Origin of the sequence: uncultured Marivita sp., assembly GCF_947488135.1 — a bacterium.
Taxonomy (GTDB): domain Bacteria; phylum Pseudomonadota; class Alphaproteobacteria; order Rhodobacterales; family Rhodobacteraceae; genus Marivita.
In genome coordinates, this window is sequence record NZ_CANKYW010000002.1 from 719,509 (window position 1) to 732,045 (window position 12,537).

A 12,537-nucleotide genomic window follows, 5' to 3' on the forward strand; every position below is an offset into this window, starting at 1 on the left:
TTTCTAGCCGTGTTTCGCCGCGACGGTCTTCAGGGTCGAAAACCCGTAAAGTGCTTCGAACCCCTTTTCGCGGCCGTGACCGGATTTGCCGATGCCGCCGAAGGGCAGTTCGACGCCACCGCCCGCGCCGTAATTGTTGAGGAAAACCTGCCCGCTTTTCAGGGCTTTGGCCAGTCGCATCTGGCGTGCGCCATTGGCCGTCCAGACCCCTGCGACCAGGCCGTAGATCGTGCCGTTGGCGATGGCGATGGCCTCTTCCTCGGTGTCGAAGGGGATCAGCACCTGCACCGGACCGAAGAGCTCGTTCTGTGCCAGCGGATGATCGGGTGCCACCGGGCCGTAGAGGCGCGGCTGGACATAGGCGCCTTCTGGCGGCAGGTCCTGTGGCAGGGGCGTGGCGGCTAGAAGCGGCAGATCGGCGGCGGCCTCGAGCAAGGTCTCGAAGCGCTGTTTCTGCTTCACGGAGATCAGGGGCCCGATATCCGGGTCGTCGGTCGCGGGGCCAACCCGTTTGCCGCGATAGGCGTCGGCCATGCGATGTGCGACCTGTTCGTAGACGCTGCGCTGGATCAGGATGCGCGAGGCGGCAGAGCAGGTCTGGCCCGCGTTCTGAAGGCCGGCGTTCACCAGGAAGGGCAGGGCAGCGTCCAGATCGGCATCGTCGAACACGATCTGGGGCGATTTGCCACCGAGCTCCAGCGTCACGGGCACCACGTTCTCGGCGGCGAGCGTCTGGATGGTACGGCCGGTCTGCACCGAGCCGGTAAAGCTCAGGTGATGCACGCCGGGATGGCGGGCGAGGGCGGCTCCGGCTTCGGACCCTAGGCCGGGGACGACGTTCAATGCGCCATCGGAGAAGCCCGCCTCCTTGGCGAGATGGGCGAACATCAGCGCGGTCAGGCAGGCGTCCTCGGCGGGTTTGAGAACGCAGGCGTTGCCCATTGCCAGAGCCGCGCCGACGGACCGGCCAATGATCTGCATCGGGTAGTTCCACGGCACGATATGCCCGGTGACGCCGTGCGGTTCACGCAGGGTGTAGACGGTGTAGCCGTCGAGATAGGGGATGGTCTGCCCATGCACCTTGTCTGCCGCCCCGCCGTAGAATTCGCAGTACCTCGCCAGTGCCACGGCATCGGCGCGGGCCTGGGTGACGGGTTTGCCCACGTCCAGTGTTTCCAGCGTTGTCAAAAGCTCCACATGGTCGAGAACGAGCTGGCCCAACCGCGTGAGGCAGCGCCCGCGGTCAAGGGCGGTCATCTTGCCCCATGCCCCGTCAAGCGCGCCCTGGGCGGCGGTCACGGCGGCGTCAACATCCGCTTCGGTGCCGCGCGCGATGTCACATAAGGTGCTGCCATCCGACGGGTTGACCAGCGGCAGGGTGTCTTCGGTGGCGCGCCATGTGCCGCCGATCAGGATATGGAAGGGATCAAAGGGCAGGGTGGGGAGCATTCAGGGCCTCCAGGTCGTCGGGCAGTTGCGGTGCGGCTGCAATCAGGCTGCGGGTATACGCGTGGTTCGGCGCGTCGAAAATATCTTTCGTGGCCCGATCCTCCACGATTTCGCCCGCGCGCATGACCATGACCCGGTCGGTGATGGAGCGCACGACGCTCAGGTCGTGGCTGATGAAGAGATAGGTCAGCCCGTAGGCGCGGCTCAGATCGGCCATCAGGTCGAGGATCTGTGCCCGCACCCGCACATCCAGTGCCGAAACCGCTTCGTCGAACACGATCAGTTCTGGCTTGATGATCAGGGCGCGCGCGATGGCGATGCGTTGGCGCTGGCCGCCGGAGAAGGCGTGGATATGCTTGCCAGCGTCCTCGGGGCTCAGGCCAACGGCGGTCAGGGCTTCGGCGATGGCCCGGTCGCGGGCGGTTCCTGTCGGGGGATCGGGCAGCAGGTGGAACGGTTCGGTGATCAGGCGCCCGACCTTGTGGCGGGGGTTGAAGCTGCCATAGGGGTCCTGGAACACCACCTGCATCTTTCGGCGGACCTTCAGGTTCGGGTGGCCGTCCTGCCAGACCGGATGGCCGTCGAGGGTGATCTGGCCCTCCTGCACCGGCTCCAGCCCCAGGATGGCGCGGGTGAGGGTGGATTTGCCGCAGCCGGATTCGCCCACCAGACCAACGCGTTCGCCGCGTCGGATGTCGAAGCTGACGCGCTTCACCGCGCGGAAGGTCGGGCGCGGGCCGAACAGGGACAGGCGCGGCATGGGGTAGTCACGACTGACCCCCTGAACCGAGAGCAGGGGTGCGTCGGCCTTTGCCGCGCCAAGATTGGCCTGGTGACGCGAGGCGGCGAGGAGTTGGCGCGTGTAGGGGTGGCGCATCTGGCGCAGGACATCGCCGGTCGGACCGGATTCCACGATGTCGCCGTGGCGCATGACGTTGAGCGTGTCGGCCATGTCGCTCACCACGGCGAGGTCATGGGTGATCATCATCAGCGCCATGTTCTCTTCTCGGGCGAGACCGCGCAGCAGATCGAGGATCTGCGCCTGTGTCGTCACGTCGAGCGCGGTTGTCGGTTCATCTGCGATCAACAGCCGGGGCCGCAGGGCGATGGCCATGGCGATGACCACGCGCTGACGCTGCCCACCGCTAAGCTCGTGCGGGTAGCGCGACAGCGGCACGTGGTCTGGCGGCAGGCCAACCCGCTTCAGCACCGCTCGGGTGCGCGCCTCTGCCTTGTCGCGGGGCATCGCCTTGTGGATCAGGATGGTTTCCATCACCTGTGCGCCTATGGTCTGCACGGGGTTCAGCGCCGTCATGGGTTCCTGAAACACCATCCCGATCTCGCGCCCGCGCAGGTCGCACATCTGCGGCTCGGCAAGCGTCAACAGGTTCGTTCCGTCGAATGTTATGGAGCCAGTGGCCTTGGCGCCTTTCGGCAAGAGGCCGAGGGTCGCGAAGGCGGTCATGGATTTGCCGGACCCGCTTTCGCCGGTCAGGGCGGCGATCTCGCCTTCCGCGATGCGCAGCGATATGCCCCTCAGGATCGGCTTGCCGTGGATCGACAGGGACAGGTTGCGGATGTCGAGCAGGCTCATGTGCGCACCACCCTGAGGCGCGGATCCAGCGCATCGCGCAGCCCGTCGCCCAAGAGGTTGAGACCAAGCACCATCGCGACGATGGTCAGTCCCGGGATCAGCGCGACATGCGGGGCGAGCGCCACCATCGTTTGCGCGTCGGCCAGCATCCTGCCCCAGCTGGGAAGCGGCGGCTGCGCGCCGAGGCCCACATAGCTGAGACCCGCTTCGGCGAGAATTCCGAGGCTGAACTGGATGGTGCCTTGCACGATCAGCAGGTTGGCGACATTAGGCAGGATGTGTTCGGCACTGATCCGGGTGCGGGTTTTTCCGGCGACCCGAGCGGCCATGATGAACTCGCGTTTCCACAGGCTCAGCGCTGCCCCGCGCGTGATGCGAGCGAAGACGGGGATGTTGAAAATGCCGATGGCGATGATCGCATTGGTGGCCGAGGGGCCGAACACGGCGGTGATCAGGATCGCGATCACGAGCGACGGGAAGGCGAAGATCAGATCGTTCATCCGCATGATGACTTCGTCCAGCATGCCGCCACGGCGCGCGGCCGCGGCAAGGCCGAGGGGAACGCCGAGGCCCATGCCGATGCCCACCGCCACGAGTGCGACGGCGATGGAGGTGCGCGCGCCGACCATCAGCATCGACAGGATGTCCCGCCCGAAATGGTCGGTGCCCAGCAGGTTCGCCGCGCTGGGCGGTTGCAGGCGGCCTGCGATGTTCATCGCCTCGACGCTTTGCGGCGTCCAGACGAAGGACAGCAGCGCGGCCATGACGAAGATGGCCGTCAATGCACCGCCAAGGATCAGGTTTCGGCTCATGTCCGGGTCCTCAGCCGTGGATCGACGGCGGCATAGGCCAGATCGACGAGGAAATTCACCAGGATCACCGCGAAGACCAGCAGCATGACCACCGATTCCACCACGATCAGATCCCGCTGCGTGATCGCCTGGAAGATCAGACGCCCGAGGCCGGGCAGGAAAAACACCTGTTCGATGATGATCGCACCCGCCAGCAGGAAGGCGAATTGCAAGCCGATGATCGTCAGCACCGGGATCAGCGCGTTGCGCAGCCCATGACGCCACAGCGCCTGGCGCGATGACAGACCCTTTGCGCAGGCGGTGCGGATGAAGTCCTCGCCCAGAATGTCGAGCAGCGAGGACCGCATCACCCGTGTGAGGATCGCCGCCTGCGGTAGCGCCAGCGCGATGGCCGGCAGCGTCAGCGCTTTCATCCCGGTCCAGAACCCGGCGTCCCAACCCGGAAAACCCCCGGCACTGAACCAGCGCAGGTTGATGGCAAAGATCAGTACGAGCATCATCGCGAACCAGAAGTTCGGGATGGCCACGCCCAACTGCGTGGCACCCGTTACGGCCAGATCACCCGCACCACCGCGCCGCGCGGCGGCGAAGATCCCGGCGGGAAACGCGATAAGGGTGGAGAGTGTGAGCGCGTAAAGCGCCAAGGGCAACGACACCCAAAGCCGATCCGCGATCATTTGCGCCACGGGCGCGCGATAGGTGTAAGAGGTCCCGAAATCACCCGTGAGCATTCCGCCGACCCAGCTCAGGTAGCGGTCGAGCTTGGACTGGTCCAACCCCAACTCGGTGCGCAGGGCGGCCACCGTGTCCGGTTGCGCGTTGATGCCAAGCATGAAGCTGGCCGGGTCACCCGGTGCGATCTCGACCACGGAAAAAATCACCGCCGACGCCACGATCAGGCTGATGACGAGTGAAACCAGTCGTTTGACGAAATAGCCCAACATGACGGGCAGGTTAGGCGAAGCCTCCGTGCAAGGAAACGCAGAAAAACGGGGGGCTCCCCCCGTGTTTCGGTGTCCTGCTGCCGCAGTCAGGTGATCAGACCTGTGAGACAGACATAGGGCGTTCCGGCGTTTCCGGATGTGTCTGCTGGTCAAGCACACCTTCGCGTAGCGCGGCCTGATAGATCACGAAACCAAGCTGCCCATCGATCAGCATCAGCCATGCCAGCGCGAAGCCGGGCATCCGCTTGATATTCGGCACGCCGATGGCGCGCAGGAAATGGCGTGTGCCCATCGCACAAAGCGGCGAGGCTTCGGCATCCTCGATCAGGATATCGAACCGCAGGCGTCCCCGTCGCAGGGCGCGGGCCACCTCGGTCACGCACCCCCAGCGCGATCTGATCTGTCGTCTGCGGGCAAGAGCGTCCCGCGCTTCGTCGAAAGCGGCGAAGGGGCAGCTGGCTTCGGAATGATAGCCGCGGGTTTTGCCCGCCGAAAACACCAGCCAGAGCAATTCGCCACGCCGGGTGATCGCACGATAGGCGTATTGGCTGCCATCGTCGGATGTCACCTTGTGTCCGAGGTCATAGGTCAGGGACACCCAATCCGATCGCAAATGGGTGAAATCGCCGCCCAGAGCGATGACATCCCGATCAATAAGAGACGTCATCTGGCGTTCGTGCGCCAAACGCTCATAGGTGGCGACCTTGGTCAAAATCTTTGTCATAACAATAGCTTCTCAAAAATGGCTGACAGAAATGTGCAGGTGGCCTGACCTTAGGTCAGTGGAGATGCCCGCAATATCCCCATATGGGGACAAAGCGAAAAATCAGTCGATATCGGGGATTGTGTAGGTCCGGTCGTAAGGCGCGACGTCGAGACCTGCCGCCCGTGCAACCATCCAGGGCCAGCCTGAAATATGCTGGTAATGGCCCTTGTCGTCAAACAGCGTGAACGTGGCGTTCGGCAGATCTTCGGCCAAGGTCGCGCCCCCTTGCGCGGGGGCAACGTTGTCGAAGGCGCCGTGGTAGATCTCGACCTCGGTCTCGATGTTTGCGACGTTGAAATCCCAGCCGCGCGCGTTCAGCAGGTTTTCCTCGACCATGCCCCGGACTCCGCCAGCGGTGCGCTCCTCGAGCATCTTGGAGGAGCGGATGCCGATGGTCGGGTGCGACAGCAGCTCGATGTCATCCGCGCTGGGGCTGCGCTTGCAATAGCGTGCCATGTAGCGCGGCGCGTTCTGGATGATCGAACGCACAAGAAACGGGATCAGCTGGCGGAACATGGCCGGCCAGCGCTGGGCGAGCACGGCGGACAGGTGATAGAACTGATCCAGCTCGCGCCAGTTTTCATGCGTGTAGGCCGGGTAGCTGGGAGACGACAGCACCACTTTCCGAATGCGATCCGGAAGCTCGTGAGCGGTGGCCAGCGCGACACCCGAGCCGAAGGAAAAGCTCATGAGCGACACTTGGTCGTAGCCCAAGGCGTCGATCAGGTTCTCCAGGTCGGGCGCAAACTCTCGCAGGCTGGTCATCTTCTTGAAGTCCGACCGGTATATGCCGGGACGACACGGCATGATCAGCCGCACGCCGTAATGGTCGAGATGTTCAAGGTATTGGCGCGGAAAGCCGGTCAGGTCGATGGACGACCCCGACAGGGCATCGAAGAGCAGAACGGGCCGCCCCGTTTCGGGCCCGAGGATGAAGTATTCCAACATGCGCCCATCCGGCAATCGGTGCAGGCGTCGCACCTGAAAGCGCTCGTCGTCGGTGGTTTCGCGTTCCCGGAACACCGATAGCGGGCTTTTGGCAATCGCGTTGATGAGATCGACCTGGCTGGTCAGCCCGGTCTTTTCGAACACGCGTTTGAGATAGGTTCGTCCGGATTCGTAACTGATGCCGATGGATGCGCTGGCCTTTCGCAGGTCGCTCGTTTCCATCAGGCCCCGCACGAGTGCCTGTTCGCGCAAGGTCAGGTCGTGGGCGCTCGCCAAAGCGCGAAGCCCATCCGTTGCGTTGGGATTCGTGGCGACCAGAACGGCCGCGGCCTTGGCCGGGAAGCCCATGCGCATCGCTTCCTGTCGGGGAAGCAGCATGTAGGTCGTGTTGCTTTCTCGGGTCACAAGCGATTGCGGCGTTTCGAGCCGGTTCGTCTCGGTCACCCAGCGGGTCAGACTTTGCGCAGCGGTCATCGCGTTGTCCGATCGGTCGGCGGGCAAAAGCGTGATCGGCGCCTCCAGCGCCAACCCGGTTCTGCGCATCGCCTGATTGATGACCATCGGCTTGCCGCTGTCATCGATCAGCGCGATCCCGACGGCAAAGGTGCCCAGAACCGCCTCAAGATCAGAGCCGCGTTCCTGAAGCTGAACCATCTTCTCGGAAATTTCGATCGCGCGGCGGAAATGCTCCATCAGATCGCTCAGATCGTGGCGCTGGTCGGCCTCGATCATCCGCCCATCGGCAGCCATCTGCACCTGTTCGGTCAATTCAAGGATCAACTCGGGCAACAGAGAGTTGTCGAGCGATGCCTCGTAGACAAGATGGGTCAGTCGGTCGTTCGTTGTCGAAGGCATGGCGCCGCGCAAGTGTCGTCTGTTGTGATAAGGTAAACAGACGACACTTGCGCGGCGCACCGGAAAAAACTGTGAAATTCGGAAACGGGTGCGCCTCCGTGTCAGAGCGTGTCGAGCTTCCGTGCCAGTTTCGCGTCCAGTGAGGACAGGCCGTCGACGTCATGCGTGGTCAGCGTGACCTCGACTGTGTTGTAGACGTTCGACCATTCGGGGTGGTGATCCCACTTTTCGGCCCACATCGCGGCGCGGGTCATCCATCCGAACGCTTCGGTGAAGTCGTCGAACTTGAAGGTCTTGGAGATCGCGTCGCGATCCTCGTCCAGGGTCCAGCCGTCTTTCAAAAGCGGTTCGAGTACGGTCTTGCGGGCGGTGTCCGAGAGTTTTTCTGTCATTGCTGCTCCTCGATTTTGTCTTTGCGGAACGGACCAAAGCTGGTCAGCACCTCGATGTCTTCGTCAATGGCGCGGGCTTCGGCCTGAAGAAAGCGGGCGACGGCTTCGGAAAAGCCGGGGTCGCTGATCCAGTGCAGGGAATGGGTGTAGACCGGCAGGTAGCCGCGCGACAGTTTATGGTCGCCCTGCGCGCCTGCTTCGACACGGGATTGGCCGTGGGCGATCGCGTAGTCCATCGCCTGGTAGTAGCACAGTTCGAAATGCAGGCAGGGATGGTCCTCGACACAGCCCCAATAGCGCCCGTAGAGCGTGTCGCGCCCGATGACGTTCAGCGCGCCTGCGACCCACCGCCCGTCACGTTCGGCCATCACCAACAGGATGTCGTCGCGCAACCGCTCCTGCGCGATGTCGAAGAACTTGCGGGTGAGGTACGGCGTGCCCCATTTGCGCGCGCCGGTGTCCTGATAGAACTCCCAGAACGCGTCCCAATGTTCGGGCTGGATCTGATCGCCGGTCAAGTGATGGATCGTGCCGCCGAACGCCTGCGCGCGCTCGCGCTCCTTGCGGATGGTCTTGCGCTTGCGCGAACTCAAGTCGGCCAAAAACGCGTCGAAACTGTCATAACCCCGGTTGTCCCAATGGTATTGCTGTGTCCGGCGACGCAGCAGGCCGATCTGTTCCCCGGCAATCGCCTCGGCCTCGGTGCAGAAGGTGACGTGCAAGGAGGACAGATTATTGTCAGCCGCAACTTGAATCGCGCCTTGAATCAAAGCACTTATGCCTTCGGCTTCGTGTCCGGGTCGGGTCAGAAACCGCCGTCCCGTTGCGGGCGTGAACGGCACCGCGATCTGGAGTTTCGGATAGTAGCGCCCGCCCGCCCGCTCCCACGCGTGGGCCCAGTTGTGGTCAAAGATGTATTCGCCCTGACTGTGGCTCTTGGCGTAAAGCGGCGCGCAGGCGATGATCTTCCCGTCCAGTTCAGCCGTCAGGTAACGCGGATCCCAGCCGGTGCCGGTGCCGACAGACCGGCTGTCCTCGAACGCCTTGAGAAATCGGTGGGTTGTAAAGGGATCAAGGGGTCGACCGCCATCTTCGGTTTCCGGGCAGGCACAGGCATCCCAGTCCTCTGGCGCGATCTGCGCAAGGGAACCGTGCATGGTGATGGCGATTGTGGGCGCGTCGGTTTGGTCGGACATGTCCGTTCCTTGGTTACGCCATGCTACTTGGTCCCGATCCGGCGTGGATCAAGCCGGGTAGCCCTCAAAGGTGATATTGTCAGCGACCTTGCGCGCCTCACGCTCCTGCTCGGCGCTGCGGATGGTCCAGCACAGGATGGGCACGCCCTGTCCCTTGAGCTGTTCGACGCGGGGGGCGTCCAGATTGGTGCGGTCATGGCTGATGAAGGACGCGCCGACCCGGTCGAAATCCGGGATGCCGGCCAGCCGAACGCGGTTGTCGACGGGGACCTGCGGTTCGTCGAGCTTGCGGAAGGCCGATGTGACGATCCCGCGCGGTCTGTCGGGGCAGATCACGTGCAACTTGGCGACCATGTGGGGATTGAACGACATGAGCGCGACCGGGCCGGTATAGCCATCAAGCGCCGCGACGGTTGCCGCCTCGAGCGCGCCGTCGGTTCCCATCATCTCGCCCTGCTGGTCCTTCAACTCGATCAACAACGGCACCCGCCCGGCGACTAGGCTTAGCACTTCGCTTAGTGTCGGGATCGTGTCGCTGCTGTTTTTCAACCCGATGGTCCCAAGCTCGGACGCGTCGCGGTCCCGCACGCGCCCGGTTTCGTCGGTCAGGCGCTCCAGCACATCGTCGTGGAACACCATCGCCACGCCATCGCGGGACAGTTGCAGGTCAAGTTCGATCCCGTAGCCAGCATCAATGGCCGCCGAAAAGGCCGAGAGGCTGTTTTCGATCCGCCCAGATGTCTTGTCGTGATACCCACGATGGGCGATGGGGCGGGTCAGGAAGTCGGACGGAAGGCGCGTCATAGAAGCTCGAAGATCCCCTCGATCTCAACCGCGACGCCGAAGGGCAAAGACGCCGCCGAAACGGCAGAGCGCGCGTGGCGTCCATTGTCACCCAGAACCGCGACCATCAGATCGGATGCGCCGTTCACCACCTTGGGCTGGTCGCCGAAATCGGCGGTCGAATTCACGAAGCCGACCAGTTTGACCACGCGCACCCGGCTCAGATCGCCATCCGCCGCTTTGCGGGCCTGCGACAGGAGCGCCAGCGCACAGTATTTCGCGGCCTCTGCGCCTGCTTCGGCGTCAAGGTCGGCACCCAGCTTGCCTTTGACCAGACCGTCCGGGCCGGTGGGCAACTGACCGGAGACATAGACCTGGTTTCCGGTCTTCACGAAGGGCACGTAATTCGCCGCCGGGGCAGGTGCGTCGGGCAGGGTCAGCCCCAGATCAGCGAGGCGGGTTTCGATGGCGTTGGTCATGGTGACTCCCCTTGTTCATTCGCCGCGACGCTATTGTGCGTGACGGCAAATGGGAAGGGGCAACCGGCCCATCGCAGGGCCGGAATGCAATGGCTCAGTTCCCGCCCAGAATATCGCGCAGCAATTGGTTCAGCGCGTTCTCCAAGGCGTTGCCGCCGCCTTGCTGGCGTTGCGGTGCCTGCTGCTGTTGCGGCTGTTGCTGCGGCTGCGCCACCTGACGGGGCGGTTCGGGCACGATCATCGGCAAGGGCGTGACCGGCATGCCTTCGTGAATGCGCCGCATCGCTTCGTGCCAGATTTCCGCCGGCAGGCCGCTGCCGGTCACACCGGTGAGCGGCGTGTTGTCGTCGTAGCCCATCCAGACGCCCGCCACGTAATCGGCGGTGAATCCGATGAACCACGCATCGCGGGCCGCCTGCGTCGTGCCGGTCTTTCCGGCAACCTGCCGGTCGGGCAGGGCGGCGCGTCCGCCGGTGCCGTTGGTCACGACCTTTTCCATCATCCAGATCAGCTGACGTGCGGCCTGTTCATTGATGACGCGCTCACCGATCCCGCCGCCCGCGCCCATCATGGGCTGCTCTTCGCCCTGAAGGCGCAGTTCGCGCAGGCCGTAGGGGGTGACGGAGGACCCGCCGTTGAGAATACCCGCATAGGCGCCGGTCATTTCCAGCAGCGACGCCTCGGATGCGCCAAGGGCCAAGGCCGGGGTGTCGGTCAGATCGCTGGCGATGCCGAAATCCTCGGACACCTTGCGCACCAGATCGCGGCCCACGGATTCCGAGACCTTGACCGCAGGGATGTTCAGGCTTCTGGCCAGCGCATCCACCAGTGTGACGGACCCGGCATAATCGCGCGTATAGTTCTCGGGGCACCACTGGCCCGATCCGGGGATGTTCATGCAGAAGGGCGCGTCCTCTACGCGGTCATAGGGGCTGTAGCCCAGTTCGAGCGCCGTTGCGTAGACGAAGGGCTTGAAGGCCGACCCGGTTTGCCGCTTGGCCTGGGTCGCGCGGTTGAAGACACCGGACACGTTGGTCTGGCGGCCACCCACCATGCCACGCACCGCGCCATCCGCTGACATCACGACAATCGCCGCCTGTGCCTTGGAGCCCTCGCGCACCTTGGTCGAGAAGATTATCTTCATCGCGTCTTCGGTGGCTTTCTGGATCCGCTGGTCCAGCGTGGTCGAGATGATCACGTCTTCGGTGGTGTCGCGGGTGAAGAAATCGGGACCGGACTGCATGACCCAATCCGCGAAATAGCCGCCTGTCTGGGTCTTGGCGTCTTCCGACAAGGTGGCGGGGTTGGCCTGCGCGGCGCGGGTTTCTTCGTCGGTCAGGTAGCCTTGTTCGTTCATGAGCCGCAGAACCGTTGCCGCGCGCGCTTGCGAGCGTTCGAGGTTCGACGTGGGCGCAAGGCTAGATGGTGCGGTGAGAAGCCCCGCGATCATCGCGCTTTCCTGAGGGGTCAGCGCGGAGGCGGGTTTGGAGAAATACCGTTCGGCCGCTGCCGCCGCGCCATAGGCACCACCGCCCATATACGCGCGGTTCAGGTAGATCGAGAGGATCTCGTCCTTGGAATATTTGAGCTCCATCGCCAGCGCATAAACCGCTTCCTTGGCCTTGCGGTACAGGGACCCGCGCCGACAATCGGCGACGTATTCGGCTTCGTTCTTCCAGTCGTTCGGATCGTATTGAACGCCGAGGCACAGGAGCTTTGCCGTCTGTTGCGTGATCGTTGAGCCGCCGTGACCGGACAGGGGGCCGCGCCCTTCGGACAGGTTGATGCGCACGGCCGACGCCACGCCACGCGGGGAAATGCCGAAATGGCGGTAGAACCGTCGGTCCTCGGTCGCGACCACCGCGTTCTTGAGATGCGGGGAGACGGAGTCCGCCGTCACCACGCCGCCGAACTGGTCTCCGCGCCACGCGAATGCGACGCCGTCCCGATCCAAGAGCTGCACGGATCCACGCGCGCGCCCGTCGAGTGCCTGCGACACCTCTGGCAGGGTCGTGTATTCGTAACCCACAAAAACCGCGACGATGAGAGCGGCAACGATCCCCGCCCGCACGAACAGGCGGAGGAAGAACCGGAACACCCAGCCGAAGATGCGCGAGAAGAAACCGACGATGCCGCCCCGCTTGGCGCGCGCCTTGGTCGCTTTACGCCGCGCCGGCGCAGCCTTCTTGGGCTTTGCCGCCTTGGTGGATTTGCCTGGATAACGTCGGTCCGCGACCAGTCGGCCTTTTCCGCGTCGTGAATCAGTCATGCCGACCGCCTGTGATGCTGCTCTTTTTTACAATTTAGTGGGTTTTGCCG

At 63.7% G+C, this 12,537-nt stretch carries 11 protein-coding genes; all 11 read right to left on the bottom strand.

The window, feature by feature from the left end; translation table 11 throughout:
• Positions 1–3: 3 nt before the first annotated feature.
• Complete coding sequence (locus tag Q1B16_RS10585) at positions 4–1,449, bottom strand: aldehyde dehydrogenase family protein (RefSeq protein WP_299787719.1); 1,446 nt, start codon at positions 1,447–1,449, stop codon at positions 4–6.
• Positions 1,427–3,043: an ABC transporter ATP-binding protein gene (locus tag Q1B16_RS10590; RefSeq protein ID WP_299787722.1), complete on the bottom strand. Its 1,617-nt coding sequence runs from the start codon at positions 3,041–3,043 to the stop codon at positions 1,427–1,429. The genes Q1B16_RS10585 and Q1B16_RS10590 overlap by 23 nt, the downstream gene beginning before the upstream one ends.
• Positions 3,040–3,855, bottom strand: a complete 816-nt coding sequence (locus Q1B16_RS10595) for an ABC transporter permease (protein WP_299787725.1) — start codon at positions 3,853–3,855, stop codon at positions 3,040–3,042. The genes Q1B16_RS10590 and Q1B16_RS10595 overlap by 4 nt, the downstream gene beginning before the upstream one ends.
• On the bottom strand, positions 3,852–4,799 hold the full coding sequence (locus Q1B16_RS10600) for an ABC transporter permease (RefSeq protein WP_299787729.1): 948 nt from the start codon (positions 4,797–4,799) through the stop codon (positions 3,852–3,854). The genes Q1B16_RS10595 and Q1B16_RS10600 overlap by 4 nt, the downstream gene beginning before the upstream one ends.
• Before the next feature lie 94 nt (positions 4,800–4,893).
• Complete coding sequence (locus Q1B16_RS10605; protein ID WP_299787732.1) at positions 4,894–5,523, bottom strand: hypothetical protein; 630 nt, start codon at positions 5,521–5,523, stop codon at positions 4,894–4,896.
• A 102-nt stretch (positions 5,524–5,625) separates the two neighbouring features.
• A complete protein-coding gene (locus Q1B16_RS10610) occupies positions 5,626–7,368 on the bottom strand; it encodes an alpha/beta hydrolase (protein WP_299787735.1) in 1,743 nt (580 codons plus the stop codon).
• A gap of 101 nt (positions 7,369–7,469) precedes the next feature.
• A complete protein-coding gene (locus Q1B16_RS10615) occupies positions 7,470–7,760 on the bottom strand; it encodes a 4a-hydroxytetrahydrobiopterin dehydratase (protein WP_299787738.1) in 291 nt (96 codons plus the stop codon).
• Positions 7,757–8,956 (bottom strand): GNAT family N-acetyltransferase, encoded by a 1,200-nt coding sequence (locus tag Q1B16_RS10620; RefSeq protein ID WP_299787741.1) that lies wholly within the window; start codon positions 8,954–8,956, stop codon positions 7,757–7,759. Before Q1B16_RS10620 ends, Q1B16_RS10615 begins: the two co-directional genes overlap by 4 nt.
• A 48-nt stretch (positions 8,957–9,004) precedes the next feature.
• Positions 9,005–9,760: a glycerophosphodiester phosphodiesterase family protein gene (locus Q1B16_RS10625; protein WP_299787744.1), complete on the bottom strand. Its 756-nt coding sequence runs from the start codon at positions 9,758–9,760 to the stop codon at positions 9,005–9,007.
• Positions 9,757–10,218, bottom strand: a complete 462-nt coding sequence (locus tag Q1B16_RS10630; protein WP_299787747.1) for a RidA family protein — start codon at positions 10,216–10,218, stop codon at positions 9,757–9,759. The genes Q1B16_RS10625 and Q1B16_RS10630 overlap by 4 nt, the downstream gene beginning before the upstream one ends.
• 94 nt (positions 10,219–10,312) lie before the next feature.
• Entirely contained in the window at positions 10,313–12,487 is a 2,175-nt protein-coding gene (locus Q1B16_RS10635; protein WP_299787750.1) for a PBP1A family penicillin-binding protein, read from the bottom strand.
• Positions 12,488–12,537 lie beyond the last annotated feature (50 nt).

Coding starts and splice junctions, on each gene's coding strand:
- Q1B16_RS10585 (WP_299787719.1), bottom strand. CDS start 1,449: ATGCTCCCCACCCTGCCCTTTGATCCCTTCCATATCCTGATCGGCGGC.
- Q1B16_RS10590 (WP_299787722.1), bottom strand. CDS start 3,043: ATGAGCCTGCTCGACATCCGCAACCTGTCCCTGTCGATCCACGGCAAG.
- Q1B16_RS10595 (WP_299787725.1), bottom strand. CDS start 3,855: ATGAGCCGAAACCTGATCCTTGGCGGTGCATTGACGGCCATCTTCGTC.
- Q1B16_RS10600 (WP_299787729.1), bottom strand. CDS start 4,799: ATGTTGGGCTATTTCGTCAAACGACTGGTTTCACTCGTCATCAGCCTG.
- Q1B16_RS10605 (WP_299787732.1), bottom strand. CDS start 5,523: ATGACAAAGATTTTGACCAAGGTCGCCACCTATGAGCGTTTGGCGCAC.
- Q1B16_RS10610 (WP_299787735.1), bottom strand. CDS start 7,368: ATGCCTTCGACAACGAACGACCGACTGACCCATCTTGTCTACGAGGCA.
- Q1B16_RS10615 (WP_299787738.1), bottom strand. CDS start 7,760: ATGACAGAAAAACTCTCGGACACCGCCCGCAAGACCGTACTCGAACCG.
- Q1B16_RS10620 (WP_299787741.1), bottom strand. CDS start 8,956: ATGTCCGACCAAACCGACGCGCCCACAATCGCCATCACCATGCACGGT.
- Q1B16_RS10625 (WP_299787744.1), bottom strand. CDS start 9,760: ATGACGCGCCTTCCGTCCGACTTCCTGACCCGCCCCATCGCCCATCGT.
- Q1B16_RS10630 (WP_299787747.1), bottom strand. CDS start 10,218: ATGACCAACGCCATCGAAACCCGCCTCGCTGATCTGGGGCTGACCCTG.
- Q1B16_RS10635 (WP_299787750.1), bottom strand. CDS start 12,487: ATGACTGATTCACGACGCGGAAAAGGCCGACTGGTCGCGGACCGACGT.